The sequence below is a fragment of the Listeria rocourtiae FSL F6-920 genome (assembly GCF_000525975.1).
GTDB classification, from domain to species: domain Bacteria; phylum Bacillota; class Bacilli; order Lactobacillales; family Listeriaceae; genus Listeria_A; species Listeria_A rocourtiae.
Genome location: NZ_AODK01000034.1, coordinates 1 through 17,548, shown reverse-complemented (window position 1 = coordinate 17,548; position 17,548 = coordinate 1). Strand labels below are relative to the sequence as shown.

General features: G+C 41.7%; 17 protein-coding genes, 1 other RNA gene and 3 pseudogenes. 16 read left to right on the top strand and 5 right to left on the bottom strand.

What is annotated here, in order from left to right; all coding sequences use genetic code 11:
- Positions 1-12: 12 nt before the first annotated feature.
- From PROCOU_RS11580 to PROCOU_RS11570, 5 genes and pseudogenes are all read left to right on the top strand, one after another.
- Positions 13-1,119, top strand: coding sequence for a PTS fructose transporter subunit IIC (locus PROCOU_RS11580; RefSeq protein WP_036072594.1), 1,107 nt, complete (start codon positions 13-15; stop codon positions 1,117-1,119).
- Positions 1,120-1,134: 15 nt separating this feature from the next.
- A pseudogene (locus tag PROCOU_RS11575) lies at positions 1,135-3,736 on the top strand (alpha-mannosidase).
- 102 nt (positions 3,737-3,838) lie between these two features.
- An RNA gene (gene ffs, locus PROCOU_RS17230) (signal recognition particle sRNA large type) lies at positions 3,839-4,105 on the top strand.
- Positions 4,106-4,441: 336 nt separating this feature from the next.
- Positions 4,442-4,591, top strand: coding sequence for a hypothetical protein (locus PROCOU_RS17795; protein WP_159101219.1), 150 nt, complete (start codon positions 4,442-4,444; stop codon positions 4,589-4,591).
- A 77-nt stretch (positions 4,592-4,668) separates the two neighbouring features.
- Positions 4,669-4,926, top strand: coding sequence for a hypothetical protein (locus PROCOU_RS11570; RefSeq protein WP_036072593.1), 258 nt, complete (start codon positions 4,669-4,671; stop codon positions 4,924-4,926).
- A 313-nt stretch (positions 4,927-5,239) separates the two neighbouring features.
- On the opposite strand, the gene PROCOU_RS11565 is transcribed toward PROCOU_RS11570, so the two are convergent.
- On the bottom strand, positions 5,240-5,446 hold the full coding sequence (locus PROCOU_RS11565) for a hypothetical protein (RefSeq protein ID WP_036072592.1): 207 nt from the start codon (positions 5,444-5,446) through the stop codon (positions 5,240-5,242).
- A gap of 137 nt (positions 5,447-5,583) precedes the next feature.
- On the opposite strand from PROCOU_RS11565, the gene PROCOU_RS11560 reads away from it, so the two are divergent.
- The 7 genes and pseudogenes from PROCOU_RS11560 (at position 5,584) to PROCOU_RS17550 (ending at position 10,423) form a co-directional block, all read left to right on the top strand.
- Complete coding sequence (locus PROCOU_RS11560; protein WP_036072591.1) at positions 5,584-6,036, top strand: DUF3284 domain-containing protein; 453 nt, start codon at positions 5,584-5,586, stop codon at positions 6,034-6,036.
- 203 nt (positions 6,037-6,239) lie between these two features.
- Positions 6,240-7,973: a DNA polymerase III subunit gamma/tau gene (gene dnaX / locus PROCOU_RS11555; RefSeq protein WP_036072590.1), complete on the top strand. Its 1,734-nt coding sequence runs from the start codon at positions 6,240-6,242 to the stop codon at positions 7,971-7,973.
- A gap of 31 nt (positions 7,974-8,004) precedes the next feature.
- Positions 8,005-8,322: a YbaB/EbfC family nucleoid-associated protein gene (locus PROCOU_RS11550; RefSeq protein WP_036072589.1), complete on the top strand. Its 318-nt coding sequence runs from the start codon at positions 8,005-8,007 to the stop codon at positions 8,320-8,322.
- A 294-nt stretch (positions 8,323-8,616) separates the two neighbouring features.
- A pseudogene (gene recR, locus PROCOU_RS11545) lies at positions 8,617-9,214 on the top strand (recombination mediator RecR).
- A gap of 17 nt (positions 9,215-9,231) precedes the next feature.
- Complete coding sequence (locus PROCOU_RS11540) at positions 9,232-9,492, top strand: YaaL family protein (protein WP_036072587.1); 261 nt, start codon at positions 9,232-9,234, stop codon at positions 9,490-9,492.
- Between the two features lie 57 nt (positions 9,493-9,549).
- On the top strand, positions 9,550-10,314 hold the full coding sequence (locus tag PROCOU_RS11535) for an alpha/beta hydrolase (RefSeq protein ID WP_051994367.1): 765 nt from the start codon (positions 9,550-9,552) through the stop codon (positions 10,312-10,314).
- Positions 10,280-10,423 carry an alpha/beta hydrolase gene (locus PROCOU_RS17550; protein ID WP_159101218.1) on the top strand — a complete coding sequence of 48 codons (144 nt, stop codon included), beginning with the start codon at positions 10,280-10,282 and terminating at the stop codon, positions 10,421-10,423. The genes PROCOU_RS11535 and PROCOU_RS17550 overlap by 35 nt, the downstream gene beginning before the upstream one ends.
- Positions 10,424-10,622: 199 nt before the next feature.
- Here the strand turns inward: PROCOU_RS17550 and PROCOU_RS11530 are convergent, their stop codons facing one another.
- A complete protein-coding gene (locus PROCOU_RS11530; RefSeq protein WP_036072585.1) occupies positions 10,623-11,186 on the bottom strand; it encodes a sugar O-acetyltransferase in 564 nt (187 codons plus the stop codon).
- Between the two features lie 107 nt (positions 11,187-11,293).
- On the opposite strand from PROCOU_RS11530, the pseudogene PROCOU_RS11525 reads away from it, so the two are divergent.
- Both PROCOU_RS11525 and rpsN read left to right on the top strand, forming a co-directional pair.
- Positions 11,294-12,161 (top strand): annotated as a pseudogene (locus PROCOU_RS11525) (LysR family transcriptional regulator).
- 94 nt (positions 12,162-12,255) lie between these two features.
- A complete protein-coding gene (gene rpsN / locus PROCOU_RS11520) occupies positions 12,256-12,525 on the top strand; it encodes a 30S ribosomal protein S14 (RefSeq protein WP_036072583.1) in 270 nt (89 codons plus the stop codon).
- Between the two features lie 40 nt (positions 12,526-12,565).
- Here rpsN and dhaM read toward each other — a convergent pair whose 3' ends face one another.
- From dhaM to dhaK, 3 genes are read right to left on the bottom strand one after another with little or no spacing between them, the layout of a single operon-like run.
- Positions 12,566-12,940, bottom strand: a complete 375-nt coding sequence (gene dhaM, locus PROCOU_RS11515) for a dihydroxyacetone kinase phosphoryl donor subunit DhaM (protein WP_036072581.1) — start codon at positions 12,938-12,940, stop codon at positions 12,566-12,568.
- Positions 12,940-13,539, bottom strand: coding sequence for a dihydroxyacetone kinase subunit DhaL (gene dhaL / locus PROCOU_RS11510; RefSeq protein ID WP_036072579.1), 600 nt, complete (start codon positions 13,537-13,539; stop codon positions 12,940-12,942). The genes dhaM and dhaL overlap by 1 nt, the downstream gene beginning before the upstream one ends.
- Positions 13,540-13,550: 11 nt before the next feature.
- On the bottom strand, positions 13,551-14,543 hold the full coding sequence (gene dhaK, locus PROCOU_RS11505) for a dihydroxyacetone kinase subunit DhaK (protein WP_036072577.1): 993 nt from the start codon (positions 14,541-14,543) through the stop codon (positions 13,551-13,553).
- Between the two features lie 107 nt (positions 14,544-14,650).
- Here dhaK and PROCOU_RS11500 point away from each other — a divergent pair, with 107 nt between their 5' ends.
- Positions 14,651-16,015 (top strand): aminotransferase class I/II-fold pyridoxal phosphate-dependent enzyme, encoded by a 1,365-nt coding sequence (locus PROCOU_RS11500; RefSeq protein WP_036072575.1) that lies wholly within the window; start codon positions 14,651-14,653, stop codon positions 16,013-16,015.
- A gap of 190 nt (positions 16,016-16,205) precedes the next feature.
- On the top strand, positions 16,206-17,548 hold a 1,343-nt coding region (locus PROCOU_RS11495; protein WP_036072573.1), incomplete at its 3' end, for a hypothetical protein.

Here is a 17,548-nt window from a genome sequence, read left to right as displayed (position 1 = left end):
AGGCTGTACAATATGTTTAGAAAAATTGGGAGCGAGCTTAAAAAACATGTTTTGACTGGTATTTCATATATGATTCCACTAGTTATCGCGGGTGCGGTAATTATGGCGATTGCGCGAGTTGGAGGATCTTTCTATGGAATCACGGATATTTGGGATGCGAAGTATGCGGACAGCACCAATGGCATCATTTCATTGCTTCATAGTTTAGACGGGTTCGGTGGATTGGCACTAGGCATGATGTTTCCTGTTATCGCCGCATTTATCGCCTACTCGATTTCGGATAAATTGGGCATTGCGCCAGGGCTTGTCGGTGGTTTGCTGGCACGCGATATTGGTGCCGGATTCCTCGGAGCGCTCGCGGCAGGTCTAGTCGCAGGTTACGCCTGCCTTTTGATCAAAAAATATGTCAAATTACCAAAATCAGCAGCATCAATTGTACCTGTCTTTTTAGTACCAGTATTCGGAACATTGATTACTGTACTCATCATTAATTACGTCGTTGGTATTCCCTTTGCAGATCTGAATAAAGCTCTTGAAAGCTGGCTAAACGGCATGTCTGGCACGAATCAAATTTTGATGGCCGCGATTATTGGTGCGATGGTTGGATTTGATTTGGGTGGACCGGTGAATAAAGCCGCCGTCACGACTGCGATGGCCCTTTTGACGAGTGGTATTTATGCACCAAACACCGCGGCGCAGGTGGCAATCATCATTCCACCGCTTGGCCTAGGTTTGGCAACATTTATCGCGAAACGCAAATATAACACTGAAATGCGGGAAGCCGGCAAATCCTCACTTATCATGGGACTCGTTGGTATCAGTGAAGGAGCGATTCCATTCGCCGTAGAATCACCGTTAAAAGTCATACCAGCGACAGTGCTAGGTTCGGCGATTGGTGGTGCGCTTGCCGTCGGACTTGGTGCGATTAATCAAGCACCCATCAGCGGTTTTTATGGCTGGTTTACTGTACAAAATTGGCCAGTTTATCTTGTAGCGATTGCAGCTGGAACGCTTGTTGTGGCTGGAATGTCCGTCCTACTTCGCAAAGAAAGTGCTGGTTTGGAACAATCGTATGCAGTGGAAGAAGATGATTTTGACGAGGCAGAATGGGAAGCCTAGAAAACGGAGGAAATCATGGTTAGAGCACATATTGTGAATCATACGCATTGGGATCGAGAATGGTATTTTACGTCGGCGGATGCGTTGGTATTAAGTGAACAATTATTTACAGAAGTTATCGATGAGTTGCAGGCACACCCCGAAGCAAATTTTGTTTTGGACGGGCAATTATCGATTTTGGACGATTATGTAGCATTATATCCAGAAAAATTGGCTGAAATTAAGGATTTGATTGCCACAAAACAGTTATTTATCGGGCCTTGGTTTACGCAGACGGATGCTTTTTTCGCACACGGAGAATCGATTTTGCGGAATGCGATGATTGGCGTTTTTGATAGTAAGAAGTATGGAGAGTACATGAAAATCGGTTATTTACCGGATACATTTGGTTTTAACGCGCAAATGCCGACATTGCTGAATCAGGCTGGATTTGATAATATCATTTTCTGGCGTGGTATTCATCTTGGTGAGCACGTGCAGTCTACTTATTTTAAATGGACTGGGCTGGGCTGGGCGACACAGGTTTATGCGATTAATATGCCGCAGGGCTACGGGACTGGGATGCTGCTCGAGCCGACGGAGGCGTATGTGGATGGGCGGCTGGATCCGGCGATTGATTTCATCGTGAAATATAGTCGGACGCAGGAGGTTTTGATTCCATCTGGGAACGACCAGCTGAATATTATTACAAGTTTTGCAGAGAAATTGGCGCGGATAAATGAGATGGGGCGGCATTCGTATGAGCTCAGCACGTATCAAGATTTTATTGCATATGTGAAGACGTTGCCAGATTTAGAAGAGTATCGCGGTGAATTTAGAAGTCCAGTATTGGCGCGGGTACACAAAACAATCGGTTCCAGCCGCATGAACATCAAGTTAAGAAGCGCGGAGTTGGAACTGAAATTGTTGACGCGAATCGAGCCATTACTTGTGATTGCCAAAGCATCAGGAATTCCAATCAGCGAACGCCTACTCATGCATACTTGGAAAAAACTACTCGAAGGTCAGGCGCACGACAGCTTGGCGGGATGCGTATCGGACGCAGTTGCCGAAGATATCATGCATCGAATGAAGGAAGCCGATGAATTATGCGATAGTATCGAGAACACCATCGTGAAAAAAAATTGCAGATGATCTGGAACTAGGGGCCAATGAAATACTTGTTTTCAATACGGAACTTACGGCTTTTGACGGATACAAAGAAATCCAAGTTGTCACGAAAAATAAGCAAATTCATTTTCCAGAGTATCCAGATGCAACGATTATTGAAGAACAATATATCGAACCGAGAGCCAATGTTTTAGAGGAAACACCCGCCGGAAATCAATTTATCGAAGAACCTGGATATTACGTCCTTCAAATCCGATTGAAAATGGAGCTTCAAGGTCTTGGTTATCGTGTGATTGCTTTTGAGGAATCCGGTGCAGAGCTAGAAAATATGATTTTGGCAGCAGAAACGGCGATTAAAAATGAATGTTACAAAGTGGCGTTTACAAAAGGCGAAATCACACTTGAAACGGCAACCGGAGAGAGAAAAGCAGCATTTATCGAACTCGAAGACAGCGCCAATGCAGGCGATACGTATGATTATTCACCGCTAGCCGGTGACACGACGCGAAACTTACAGTTCACAACAGCCATCACCGAAAAATCAAGCAAAGTCGAGCGCTTAATTTTAACCGGTGTCAATAAACTCCCATTCGACCTAGAAAATCGCACAACTAACGAAAAACAAGGCGAGCTTTCCGTGAAAATGGTCTTGGAACTGAAACAAGGTAGCGAATTGTTGGCCTGCCATTTGGAGGTTGACAACCAAATAAAGAGTCACCGTCTGCGCCTGAAAGTCAATACAGGCGTGAGCGCAGCGTCAAACATCGCGTCCCTACCATTCGGATATATCGAGAGAACACCTGGTGTGTCCGCAAATTGGCAAGAAACATACAGCGAAATGCCAATTGATATCGAGCCATTAGAACAAAGCGTCACGCTAACAACCGACACGAAAAGTTGTACGGTTTTCACATGTGGAATCAAGGAATACCAACAACAAGAAAGCCAGTTAGCGCTAACCTTACTCGCCACGACCGGTCAATTAGGAAAACCAGATTTAGCGTATCGACCTGGTCGCGCATCCGGCGATACCACGAAAAAAGGGCATGTCCTAATTGCAACAGAAGGCGCCCAACTCATCGGACAACACACCTTTTCTCTAGCAATATACCTAGGTGAGCAACCGTTTGACGAATATAAAACGGCACTAAGGAGCAGAGAATTCAATCGCACAACGGTATCCTATCAACGCCAACCATTCAATCATTTTCTACATCGTTTAGACAATAAAATCCAGAAAACAGCACGCAATCGAGGCTTAAAACGCGCATTAGCATTAAACACGATATCAAGCAACTACCTAATCTCAGCATGCTACCCATCCTACTACGAATCAGACAAATACATCATTCGGATTGAAAACCCAACCAGAACACCACTAAAACTAGAGCCATCACAGGTTACTAAAGGAAGCCTAGAACGGATAAATGCTCTCGAAGAATCTGTCGGCATGCAAGATTTTACAATCCCAGCTTACGACGCGATTACATTACGAGTTACATTTTAAAAGTGTTATAAATTCCGTGTAAAATTATATTCTCACTTGCCTTTTTAAAAGAATAAAGGTATATTTATAAATGAGCCGTTTTTCAAAATGGCAGCAAATTTGTCATGCTAGATGGGGACGTAGCGGAGCCCTGTAACCCACAATCCGCTCTAGTGGGGTTGAATTCCTTATCGAGGCTTTGTACCTGTTTGGTCAGCCCTTTGTAAGTGGTGTTGACGTTTGGGTCTTGCGCAATGGGAACCTGTGAACCATGTCAGGTCCGGAAGGAAGCAGCATTAATCAGTGCTTTCCATGTGCCGTGAGGTCGCCTGGGCTGAGCTAACTGCAAAGGTAACGCAGATGGATGCATCGCCAGAATAAGGTGCATGGCATTATAATTTTAAATAATACGAGTCTCCTTTCTTAATTAGAAGGAGATTTTTTGTTGAAGGAATTTGAATAGAATTAATTACGCCTCCTGTATACATGAAAGCAAAGCGAGTAGGTGATTAGCTATAGTTGTTTGGATAACTAGAGGTTATTAAGAGATGCTGGATTTAAAAATATCATTATTTTCCATTTTTGAAAATACAGAGCAAATCTATACTGAGGCAATGAAGATGAAATTCGACATACTTATGTTAAAAACGTCTTATTAAGGCGCTTTTTTGCTACTAAAATTATGTTATAATAGCTTAATCAACTACCACACGAGGAGTCGAAGCGATGAAATTCACAAAAAAATCATGGGGAATACTAGCGCTGACAATTATTTGTATGATTGCTATCCCAGCAATCATTTTCACTACGAGCAAAGCGAAGGCAAGTACTGCAATCGACAAAAAAAATCGCAGCATATGGCATTCCGGCAGATGACATTATTGATATAAGTAAACTGGGGTATGACTTCAAAAGTGGTAGCTATGGCCGAATAATCACGACAAAAAAAGGATATGGCGAAGTGGAAAGCATATTTGGAGAATCCGAAGCACGAGGAAGACAATTACTACATTACCTATGACAAAAACAACAAACAAATCCGCGAAAAGAAAAATACGAACGACCCACAAAGTACGGATTGGTATTATATTTTCCGTTACGATCGTGGTGAGGTTACGGTGAACGCAAGTGTTTTCGGAAACTGGATTGATCCCACAGGCAGCGAAATGAAGGAATTCAGTTCGTTACTTTCTTACCCAGTCAAAAAGTAAGCCCTGTAAAATCGGTATACTTGTAAAAAGGGAGTGGTGCTGTGAAAAGAAAGCATATTGTAGTTCACCAGCATTTGTTATGCTAGCTTGGCCTCGTTCTTAGCATTTCTAGCGCTTAAAAACCATTGGCCTAGCAACATTAAAAGAATCCACTAATGGCAAAAGGGTTATCTCTATCCCACCGGTTTTATTTCATCTGCGCTGACAGTAGCGAAAGTTATGCGCGATAATTAGGGGGGGATGAAGAACGATACAATCAAATGATCTGTGCAAAAGATCCCGAGAATATAGAAGAATTAAGATGCAAAAAGCACTATCTCGCTTGAATTTTAGCTGGGAAAGTGCTTTTTGATGTGCAACGGGATTTTAGTCCTGCTTTTTCAAATCTTTTTTTTTCGTTGTCAGGCTTTTTTTTAGTCGGTAAAATAATTTCTTTATCACCTGGGAGGACAATGGTGTAGTCATTCTTCTTTACTAGTTTACCATTGTCAAAGTCTGGGAAATCTGCTTTTTGTGCCATGCTATGACCTCCATTCTCTCTCATTATACTACAAATCTCATTTTCTTTCCTTATATGCTTGTAAAAGGTGCGCGTAAATGGGATAATTTTAGAGAAGAAGTTGCCATGGAATAAAGTGAAGAAGGAGCGTTAAACCATTGAAAATTACGAAAAAACTCGCGATTACGCAAAAAGAGTGTTTTGATACAATTATGAACTCGGTTGTCCATGATGTGAAAGCTGCAACTGGGAAGAAACCACTTGTACAGAAGTTGGAAGGTTTGAAATTTAAGCGTAAAATGGCAAATGGTTCAGAAGCAATTATGATTATTACACGTTGCACACCGCCTGCTGTCTATGAATTCCAGACGAAAACGCATGTGAATACGCATACGACAAGTTACACGGTGGAGGCTGTCACAGAGCATACGTGCGAAGTAGTTTACAACGAAACAGTAGAAGCGAAAACAGCGATGGCTCGTTGGAATAACATCCTTGTTGGTGGACTGTTAGGATTTACTCGCAAGAAACGAATTACTCGTATGTTAGACGGTATTGAAGCATTGGTAATCCAGCAACATAAAGATTTAGTCGCAAAAATTGAACGCTAGTTTGCGCTTATCAAACGAAGCATTATGAGCTATAATGAAAATACAGAATACGCGGATAGCAAACAAGGCCAAATCGGAATGAAGAGAAATGGGAAGATGGATTACAGACCCACTTCGTTCCTCTGCATGTTGGTACTGTAACTCCTGTCATTCGAACAGTACCAACAATGAGCTCTTGTCGCTTCGTTGAAAGGAGGGGAAATATGAGTTATCAAGCATTATATCGAGTTTTCCGACCGCAAAGTTTTCAAGATGTCGTCGGGCAAGAACATGTAACGCGAACGCTCAAAAACGCTATCGTTCAAGATAAGACTTCTCATGCGTACTTGTTTTCTGGACCTCGCGGGACTGGTAAAACAAGTGCGGCGAAAATTTTTGCGAAAGCGATAAACTGTCCGAATAGCGTAGACGGTGAGCCTTGTAATGATTGTGAGATTTGCACAGGCACGACAGATGGCTCAATTCCTGATGTTTTGGAGATTGATGCCGCATCTAACAACGGTGTCGAGGAAATTCGTGATATTCGTGAAAAGGTGAAATACGCGCCGACTATCGCGAAGTACAAAGTTTACATTATCGATGAGGTCCACATGCTTTCAACGGGAGCCTTCAACGCACTTCTAAAAACGCTGGAAGAACCACCGAAGCATGTTATCTTTATTTTGGCGACAACGGAACCTCATAAACTACCGCTGACCATTATTTCGCGGGTGCAGCGCTTCGACTTCAAACGAATTACAACGCAAGACATTATTGGACGCTTGGCTTTTATTTTAGATGAAGAAAAAATCGAATACGATACTAAAGCACTGGATATTGTGGCCCGCGCGGCAGAAGGTGGGATGCGTGATGCGCTGAGTTTGCTTGATCAGGTTATTTCGTATGGTACGCAGGAAGTTACAGTTACTGACGCACTTGAAATCACCGGTTCCGTAGCACAGGGCATGCTCACTGAGCTCGTACAAGCTGTTATCGATTCCGATGCAAAAGTAGCACTGGAAAAGTTGTCCGGTTTACTTGCAGAAGGAAAAGATCCAGTTCGCTTAGTGGAAGATTTGCTCGTCTTTTTTCGAGATGTTTTGCTGTTTCAAAAAGCACCAGATTTAACAGATGCGATGGAGCGCGCAGTTATTGACGAGGCTTTTCAAACACTTGTTACGTCAGCAGATGCGAATAAAATATATCAGTACGTGACAATTTTAAATGACGCGGGACAACAAATGCGATTTTCCAATCACCCGGGAATTTATATCGAAGTTGCACTTGTCCAGTTGATTCAGGTTGGTGGAGGCGGTGCATCGGCTGTTACCCCATCCAATTCAATTACATCAACCCAAGACGTTACAGAACTTGTGAGCAAGGTCGAGCGTTTGGAGCAAGAACTAAAAGAACTCAAACATCAAATTGCAAATGGTGCAGTAGCAACGAATAGTTCCAGTAATCAATCTGCGGCGCCGCGAAAGAAACAGGCCATCTCAGGAAACAAACAATTCAAGGCTCCGGTAGGACGAATTAATACCGTGCTGAGCGCTGCAAAAAAACAAGATTTACAACTCATTCGTAGTTGTTGGAGTGACTTAATTTCGATGTTGATGGCCTCACAAGCTGCACTTTTAAATGAAGCAGAGCCTGTAGCTGCCTCTAGCGACACTTTTGTGTTAAAATTTAAGCACGAGATTCATTGTCAAATGGCGATGGATAACCCCAATTTTGTTGACACAGTAACGAATGGCATTTCGCGTCTGACGAAGAATAATTATTCCTTTATCGGTATCCCAGAAGATCAGTGGGGCGAAATCCGTGAGAATTTCCTGAAAAATGCGGACAACACGGAAACAGAAGAAGGTGACGAAAAGCCATCTGAACCTGCTGAAGATCCGATTATCAGTGAAGCTGCGAAACTAGTTGGAGAAGGTTTACTTGAAATTAAAGAATAAAAAAATAAGATAAGAAAGAGGAGATTTAACAATGCGTGGAATGGGAAATATGCAAGGTATGATGAAACAAATGCAAAAGATGCAAAAAGAAATGGCCAAAGCACAAGCAGAACTAGAAGAAAGAAGCTTCACAGGAACAGCAGGTGGCGGCATGGTAACCGTTGAAATGACAGGAAAACGCCTAGTAACAGACGTCATCGTAAAAGAAGAAGTAGTAGACCCAGAAGACATCGAAATGCTACAAGACCTAATTTTAGCAGCAACAAACGATGCGCTAAAACAAGTTGAAGATACAACAGCAGCCACAATGGGCAAATTTACGCAGGGTATGAATTTACCTGGGATGTAATTAGCTAGTTCATACAAAGTATAAATCGGTGACAATTGTGGCTATCTGATGTGTATCAATATGCCAAGGAGCATAGTAAATAGGCATTATTTCAGGAGATTTAGAACAAGGATATCGTATATCTGTGCGGTTCTGCTACATAAAAAGCAGTTTCGCTTAACTTCTCGTGTGGTTAGGATATAAAACTCTTCCCTGCTACCAACTAAATCTCCTGAATATAGACGCTCTCGCTAGATTTGTTGTTAGCTGAATGTAGAGGCTTACCTCAAAAGAATAAAAGTAAAGGAGGAGCTTATGCATTATCCGGAACCCATAACTAAGCTGATGGATAGCTTTATGAAATTGCCAGGAATCGGACCGAAAACGGCGGCACGGCTGGCTTTTTTTTACTTTAGACATGAAAGAAGAAGATGTGCTTGATTTTGCGAAGGCGCTTGTGGATGCAAAACGTAATTTGAGTTTTTGCTCTGTTTGTGGTCATATTACGGATAAAGACCCATGTTATATTTGTGGAGACATGTCACGTGATCGCAGTATTATCTGTGTCGTGCAAGAGGCAAAAGATGTAATCGCGATGGAAAAAATGCGTGATTTCCGGGGCTTGTATCATGTGCTCCATGGTACGATTTCGCCGATGGATGGGATTGGCCCAGAAGATATTAACATCCCTGATCTGCTGAAACGATTACAAGATGATATGATTCAAGAAGTGGTTTTAGCGACTAATCCGAATGTCGAGGGTGAAGCAACCGCGATGTATATTTCAAGGCTGTTAAAACCGTCAGGCATTAAAGTGACGCGAATTGCGCATGGACTACCAGTTGGTGGCGATTTAGAATACGCAGATGAAGTAACGCTATCCAAAGCTTTGGAAGGTCGACGCGAAATTTAAAAATGAGGTGAGCGAAAATGGAAACAAGAAGCGACAAAAATGCGAAATCTCCTAGTAAAAAGAAGCAAAAGATTGGAAAAATGCATAAATCATATGACGCTTATTTGGTTGAACTAATGGAAGTTGCCCAAGAAAAATGGAATCAGCAGCGAGACATTACACGTAAAAGCTTTGGTTATAACCAAGAAACGGAATATGAATTAAAAAAAGCAGCAGCTAAGTATTTTTACCTTTTTCGTGAAGCAAAGCATCGGAACTTAAGAAACTCGCCGAAATAAAATAGGACTAGAGATCATGGTTGTGGTCTCTAGTTTTGTAGTTAATGGAGTGTGGAAATGAAGAAAAAACGGGGTATGATGATTGGCGCGATAGTACTTGTCGTGGTGCTTTTGTTTATGACTTTTCGAACGACGCTATTTGATCCGCTAGGTTTTCGCGTGAAGCAGGCGTTGAATATTTCTAGTTCGACGAGTTCGGATGATGAGCCGATTGTGTTTATTCATGGGTTTGATGGCTCAAATTGGACATTTTTCACAACGACGGTTCGGTATAGCGCGACTAATTTTGCGACGCGTTCGTTGACTTTGCTCGTTCGCGAAAATGGGGATATTGAAGTGTCTGGTGTCTATGATAAGGGGATGAAGCGACCGATGATTCGCGTTAATTTTGAGAATCCGCGCTCGATTATACCGAATAATGCCACTTGGTTTTCCAAGGCAATGGACATGTTAAAAACAGACTATGGTATTGAAAAGGTGGACATTGTTGCGCATTCCTACGGTGGTTTGACGTTCGTTAATTTCCTACAAAAATATAATTATCAGGCAGACAATTATCCGAAAGTGGATAAATTTACGGCTATTGGTACACCATTTAACGGTTCTGCAGTGTCTAGTGATGGGAAAACACCATATGATTTGACCCCCACTGGGCCAAAAAAAGAGTCAGCCTATTTTAAAGAAATGATGGAGCGAAAAGATAAAATCCCATCTAATTTGCAGGTTTTAAATATTATCGGAGATCTGGATGATGGCAGTCGCAGTGATGGCCCAGTTGCGGTTGATAGTGCAAAAAGTTGCGGCTTTTATTTTCAGCAATAATGTGTATCAAGAAGCAATGTTTACAGGTCGTTTCGCGCAGCACAGTTGGCTTCATGCGAATATCGGTGTGGATCGTAAAATCAAACCATTCCTTGAGGAAAATAACTAAAAAAGCCATTTAGACTATAATAATAGTTAAATTGAATAAAAAAGTATTTTCTGATAAATTTTTGACTGCCACCAAAAAATAAGGTAGAATGGAGTTGACTTTATAAATAAGTCTTTTTATGTGTGCAGCTTATTTATAGGGTCTCATCCCAATTAGGCGTGTTTGTAAGTGCTAGTTACGACACGCCTATTTTTTATGCTTAGAAACTTAATTCATTCGTTATTCTTGCTGGTGAACCGACCACAATCACATTATCTGGAACATCTTTTGTCACGATAGCACCTGCTGCAATAATCGAATTCTCACCGATTGTCACACCGGGTAATATGGTTGCTGCTGCACCAATCCATGCATTTCTTTTAACGTGAATCGGCTTGGTATTCAAGCCCCGGCGTTTTTCAGGCTCAATCAAATGGTCCACGGTAATGAGATTCACTCGTGGCCCAATCAGAACATGATCATCCAATGTAATCCCACCTAAATCAACAAACATGGCGTTCCTATTGATAAAAATATGTTTTCCAAGAGTGATGTGTTTACCAAAATCAGTATGAAATGGTGGCAATATTGTAACGGTTTCGTCTACTTCTGCGTCAATGATAGTAGATAGTATCTGATTGCGCTCTTGTTTAGAGTGAAACTCAGTATTTAAATGCACGAGCCTCTCCTCATTCTCCATTTGAATGTGATTAATCTCCTCAAAAATCGGATCTGATATGCTTATTTCACGATTATTTAATCTGGTCTTGAGTGTATTATTCAATGTAATCCCTCCTAAGTACTTGTTAATATTATTGTATGGCAGTATACTATCTATGTCTAATACTTATAAAATATATCTAGTTATAATAAATAGTTATGGGAGGTCCTATGGAATTTCGAGTGTTGAAGTATTTTTTTAGCAGTAGCGAGAGAAAAAAACATTAGCAAAGCCGCGAAAAGCCTACATCTTTCTCAACCAACTTTATCAAAGCAGTTAAAAGAGTTAGAAGAAGAACTTGGCGTTATACTTTTTGAACGAGGAAACAGGGAAATTAGTTTGACAGAAGAAGGTATTTTTTTATTAAGTAAAGCTAGCGAGATACTGAGTTTAGTGGAAAAGACGACGCTGAATTTACAGAAAGAGGAAGTAGTTGCTGGGGAAGTCTATATCGGTGGTGGCGAAACAAGAGCAATGTCATTAATAGCTAAAATAGCCAAGCATATGGTGGAGCAGTACCCTGATATAAAAATTCGTCTGTTTAGTGGAAATGCAGATGATGTCATGGCAAAACTAGATAATGGGTTGTTGGACTTCGGTGTAATTGTGAATCCAGCGAATAAGCAAAAATACGATCATATTGCTCTGCCACAAATAGATGTTTGGGGATTGCTAGTGAGGCGTGATCATTTTTTAGCGCATAAGCAAGCTGTTTTGCCAGAGGATTTAATAGATATCCCGCTATTAATTTCTCAGCAAAGCCTGGTAAGCCAGCAAATTTTTGAATGGTTTGGGCATAGTTTGGAAGAACTTCATATTGTGGGTAGCTATAACCTGCTATACAATGCGTCATTGATGGTGGAACAAGGCATTGGAGCGGCTTTCTGTATCAATGGAATAATTAATACGGTGGGTACAGATTTGAAATTTGTTCCTTTAAAACCGAAACTAGAGGCATCATTAAGTATGATTTGGAAAAAGAATCACCCGATGTCTATTGCAGCGACTAAGTTTTTGGAAAATTTAAAAGCTGAGTAATTTCGTCAAGCTCAGTTTTTCTTGCTTTATCCGGCTAGCAGGAGTATACTTGTTAAATCGTAATGATTACTATTTACAGAGAGGAGGGAAGAAGATGGCTAAAAAATCTAAAATAGCAAAGGCAGCAAAACAGCGTCAACTAATTGCTCAATATGCTGATATACGGCGAGCACTAAAGGCAAATGGGGACATAGAGGCGTTGAATAAACTACCGAAAGACTCAAATCCGATCCGCTATAAAAATCGTGATTTAATAGATGGTAGACCCCGTGCTTATATGCGTAAGTTTGCGATGTCGCGAATTACATTTCGTGAATTAGCACATAAAGGACAAATTCCTGGCGTGAAGAAAGCAAGTTGGTAAAATAAAAAATGCCCCGCGTAATACTCACGCGAGGTATTTTTTATTTTACAATGATTGTCTCTAAATTCTTATTAATGACAGCGATACTTTCATCCATTTGAAGTTGTGCAGCGGTAGCATAGGCGCCCTCCAGAATGGGAACATCAAACAGAATGATTTCTTTGTCAGATATTTCTATGATTGTCTCAATGTTTATTTTGGCGCTACCAAGATCATAGAAAGCGTAAATGTGATCAGCCTCATTAGTTTCAAAAGCGGTGCTCACTTTCTCAAAACTTGTGCCGATTTTGCCATCATCAGTGCCACCAGTATACGTGATTGCAACGTCACGTGCGACTTCCTTAATAATTTGGTGAATGCCGTACGCGAGATCTGCGGAATGCGAAATGATTACAATGCCATACTTTTTCACCATTAGTTGATTCCCTCCTGAGTAAGCAGAGCTTGGAAAAGTAGTGCAGATGAGTATGCGCCTGGATCGAGATGGCCAATTGAGCGTTCACCAAGATACGCAGCACGGCCTTTTGTTGCTTTTAAATCTTTCGTTTTTTGGAGGGCGGCTTCGATGACATCACCGGTCAATTCGTCTTGGCGCAATGCATGGATAACCGGTTCCCAAACATCAATCATCGTTTTTTCACCAGCATGAGACTTGCCGCGGTGCTCAATCCCAGCAAGTCCAGCTTCAAGTGCTTCAATCAGTTCGGCTTCGGTTAGTGTTTCTGTATCGGAAGCCTTGCTCATCGCGAGAAAAGCACTGCCATAAAGTGGGCCCGAAGCTCCACCAACTTTGCTAAGTATTGTCATGCCAGCCATTTTGAACGTTTCTTTTACGCTGGTTGGCTCTTTTTCAGTTAGCGCTTTTTGCAGTTCGGTGAGACCACGAGCCATGTTGATACCATGATCTCCATCGCCAATCGCTTGATCCAAATCGCTGAGCCATTGTTTATTTTTGATGACACGATTACTGAAATCTATCAGCCACCGAATCGCCCATTTTGTATCATAAATCATCGAAATCCCTCCTATTCCCACGAAGTGGTAACAACTGGATAGTTCAACATATCAAGCCATTTTTCGTCGCTTAGTTTCAAAATTGTCAAGGATAGACCGTTCATATCAAGTGATGTCATAAAGTCACCAACGAACGTTTTTACAACAGGAATCCCATGTGCAGCAATGATTTTATGCACGTCATTAGCAAAAATATACTGTTCCATAAGTGGTGTCGCGCCCATACCATTTATAAGAACGGCGATTTTGTCATCTGATCCGAGAATGAGTTCCGCGTTAATGCGAGCAAAAAGTAAGTTTGCTAGTTCATGAGAAGTCATCACTTGTTCACGGCTAGAACCAGGCTCACCATGAATACCAACGCCGACTTCAATCTCATTATCCGGCAATTCAAACCCACGATGCCCAACTTCGGGAACCGTCCCAGCGGATAAAGCGGCACCAATCGATTTGACAGAAGCCACGACTTTTTCACCGAGAGCTTGGAGTTCAGACAGTGACGCACCAGCTTCTGCTGCTGCACCAACGATTTTGTGAACAAGCACGGTGCCTGCAACACCGCGTCGCCCAACTGTAAATGAACTATCCTCCACTGCGATATCATCATTGACGAGCACAGACACGACACTAATATCTTCGGCTTCCGCCAGTTCTGCCGCCATTTCGAAATTCATCACATCACCTGTATAATTTTTTACAATGAGAAGTACACCTTCCCCTTGATTCGCTGCTTTTATTCCTTCTAAAATTTGATCGGGAGTTGGTGATGTAAAAACATCTCCACAAACCGCTACGCTGAGCATTCCTTTACCAACATAGCCGGCATGTGCAGGTTCATGTCCAGAACCGCCGCCGCTGACAAGCCCAACTTTGCCAGGACGCTTGTCACGGCGAGCAATGACACGTGTTCCTTCTACGCGATAAACAAGATCATGATGCGCTTTGACGAAGCCCTCCACCATTTGCTCCACGGCTTGGTTCACTTCATTTAGAATCTTTTTCATTTTTGCTGTCTCCTCCTTGCTTTTAGTTACTATATATTAAATTTCCCTGATGGTGGGAGATTAAACGTTTATGATACAATGAATAGTATAAGGTTGGAGGGATTTAGATGCAAAATAAGATGCCAATAGTGGATGCGTTGAAACTGCATATAGGGAAAACTTCTTTACATGTTCCAGGACATAAAAATGGGTTATTATTTCCCGGGAAATACCGTGAAGTTTTGCAACATGATCTTACTGAAATTTCAGGACTGGATGATCTGCATCACCCAGAAGGTTCTATATTGGAGGCGCAACAATTACTTGCGGAGTGCTACAACACTGAACGCAGTTATATGTTGGTGAATGGCTCAACAGTTGGAAACTTGGCGATGATTTTGGGAACTTGCAAACGAGGAGATACAGTGATAGTATCACGGGATTGTCATAAATCGGTGATGCATGCGTTGGATTTAGCAGGAGTCCATGCGATTTATTTAGCAACGCGAAAAGAAGAACAAACGGGAACGGCGAATGGAGTTGAAGTGTCATTATTGCGTGAAGCTTTACAAATAGAGAAGGTTCGCGCAGTTATTTTTACTTATCCTAGTTATTATGGTTTCGGTTTTGACTTGGCAGAATGCATCAAGATATGTCGAGAATTTGGCGCACTAGTACTGGTGGACGAAGCACATGGTGCCCATTTTCAAACGGATTCGCTTCTTTTTCCAACTTCTGCGATTGAACTTGGTGCGGATATTGTCGTCCATTCTGCGCATAAAACACTTCCTGCACTAACGATGGGATCTTATTTACATATACCAAAATGGCGGGAGGAGCTAGCAGGAATTCCGCGCTATTTGCAAGTGCTACAGTCCAGTAGCCCATCCTATTTAATAATGGCATCGCTCGATTATGCCCGTCATTATGTGGCGAATTATGGAGAACAAGATACCAAAGCGTTTCTAAAAATGCGTGCAAGTTGGCAAGTATGGTTAGAGCGTAGCGGACTGACTGTCATTACACCGGATGATCCTATTAAACTCATTGTTCAAAAAAATCGCTTATCAGGCTTCGCGCTACAAGAAGTATTAGAAAACGAAGGATATTTTTCAGAGCTGGCGGATGCCAAACAAGTGCTATTGACTTTGCCGCTAATCAAAAATGGTATGGAGTTCTCTACTCCTAGGAAATTAATAACGTGGGATACCTCTCTATTCGATGAGATACCCAAATCAATTAAAATAGAAATCCCTTCAATAACGCGACTCCCAGCTAACGGTGCAACTGGTCAAAGTTGCTTTGAAACTTTTGAAAACTCGATTGGTAAAATAGCAGCAGAAATGGTTATCCCGTATCCGCCAGGGATTCCTATTCTTCTTGTTGGTGAGCAAATTACAAAACAACATATTGAAGCGGTGAGTACTATCAAGCAATATCATTATCAGGGCGGTGAACAATTGCATAAAGATAAGCTACGAATTTTTATGTAGCGAATAGGGGGCTTTCCTTGTGATATATTAAAAGAGCTCTTATTTGCTCATTGTTCACAAAATCTTCACATCAAATCGCTCTAAACACCAAAACAAGGTATTCACGTTATTCCCTCTATCTATTATAGTAGAATCTAAGGGAAACTTAATAAGTAACCTAAAAGATTAAAAGAAAAGAGGAAAACAAAACATGAATAAAGTTGCAGTCCCTGTCATTGTTTTTTGTCTGGGGATGAGTTCACTAGTATCACCCAATCAAGTACAAGCCATTGAAAACACAAGCACGGCTTTAGAGAGTAGACTAGCTAGTAGTGGGAAACTTATTGACAGTCCCTACTCCATCAAGGTTCCAACTAACAAAGACCCACTCCTTTTCATTCCGAACGAATACTCTTTTTTCCCAAGGTATACATCGGATACTCAAGTAAACTATGTAGTTAGTGGTGTAGCAAAGGCACTACCAGCGAATGATATTATTTTTCAACCAAGCAATGTAACTAAGGGCGTGGAAAATACCTACATGGAGGCAACAAAAGTGGGGATGTATAATTCTAGATGGGTGGACCTTCGACTTATCCCGCTTGAATTAACATCACCAATCACAGTGGGGCACACGTCAAGTAATTTCCTGAGGTTCACTAACACAGGAACAACGTCGGATCCAGTTGTTAAAATTCAGTATTTAGACCACGAAACCAAGCAACCTATCCATGTATCTGGATTTTTCACCTATACAGATATAGATAATGCAGAAAGTTTGAAAATTTTTAAAGAAAGCCAATTAAAAAATATTTATGTCATGGAAAAAAGTACGCTGAATTATAGTGATGATGACACATCGACTTCCATCACATCTGCTGGTGTTGCAAGCGATGAAACAGTTAAGGAGAGCTGGGGATCCTTCATCTATGGGCCGACAGATCATATCATTATGGCACCGCGAGCCACTGGAACTAGTGTCATGGGCTATATTGGTAAGTCGCTTGTACCTATCGAGGTTCCCAAACCGCAATTCCTTGCAGATGAGGCAACCTCTAATCTGGAGGATAATCAAGTAGAGTACACGACGATTCAAGAAGTACCATATCGCGACACAGAGGACGTAGAGAAAAAGTTGGTAATGAAGAATACACTAGAGCCTATTTTGGATATAAAAACGGCCCAAATGACAGATATATCAGGGAAAGATGCAACATCCTTATTTAACATTACTATCGATCAGGCTACGAATACAGTAAACGCAACCGCGACAGCAGCCGCGCTTAAAAATTCCAATTTTTATACAAACAGTTATGTCCTGAAGGTAACGGCAGAGCTAAAAGAAGATGCCGATTATCAATCGTACCTGAAGAATAAATATTTGGAAATTCCAGCCACTGCACAAACAGAACTGGAAGCACTGACGTTAACAAGCGAAGAAGCTACTGCTAAAATCCGAATGTTTGAGGCGCCAGTTTTACAAGCGAGTGATCTGCATGCCACAGCGGGTGCCAAAGCAACAGATGTGGATTGGATGGGCACTGTATCGGCGTT

Bases quoted from the DNA above. Each gene is read 5' to 3' on its own strand.
- PROCOU_RS11580 (WP_036072594.1), top strand. From the start codon at position 13: ATGTTTAGAAAAATTGGGAGCGAGCTTAAAAAACATGTTTTGACTGGT.
- PROCOU_RS17795 (WP_159101219.1), top strand. From the start codon at position 4,442: ATGAAATTCACAAAAAAATCATGGGGAATACTAGCGCTGACAATTATT.
- PROCOU_RS11570 (WP_036072593.1), top strand. From the start codon at position 4,669: ATGGCGAAGTGGAAAGCATATTTGGAGAATCCGAAGCACGAGGAAGAC.
- PROCOU_RS11565 (WP_036072592.1), bottom strand. From the start codon at position 5,446: ATGGCACAAAAAGCAGATTTCCCAGACTTTGACAATGGTAAACTAGTA.
- dnaX (WP_036072590.1), top strand. From the start codon at position 6,240: ATGAGTTATCAAGCATTATATCGAGTTTTCCGACCGCAAAGTTTTCAA.
- PROCOU_RS11550 (WP_036072589.1), top strand. From the start codon at position 8,005: ATGCGTGGAATGGGAAATATGCAAGGTATGATGAAACAAATGCAAAAG.
- PROCOU_RS11540 (WP_036072587.1), top strand. From the start codon at position 9,232: ATGGAAACAAGAAGCGACAAAAATGCGAAATCTCCTAGTAAAAAGAAG.
- PROCOU_RS11535 (WP_051994367.1), top strand. From the start codon at position 9,550: ATGAAGAAAAAACGGGGTATGATGATTGGCGCGATAGTACTTGTCGTG.
- rpsN (WP_036072583.1), top strand. From the start codon at position 12,256: ATGGCTAAAAAATCTAAAATAGCAAAGGCAGCAAAACAGCGTCAACTA.
- dhaM (WP_036072581.1), bottom strand. From the start codon at position 12,940: ATGGTGAAAAAGTATGGCATTGTAATCATTTCGCATTCCGCAGATCTC.
- dhaL (WP_036072579.1), bottom strand. From the start codon at position 13,539: ATGATTTATGATACAAAATGGGCGATTCGGTGGCTGATAGATTTCAGT.
- dhaK (WP_036072577.1), bottom strand. From the start codon at position 14,543: ATGAAAAAGATTCTAAATGAAGTGAACCAAGCCGTGGAGCAAATGGTG.
- PROCOU_RS11500 (WP_036072575.1), top strand. From the start codon at position 14,651: ATGCAAAATAAGATGCCAATAGTGGATGCGTTGAAACTGCATATAGGG.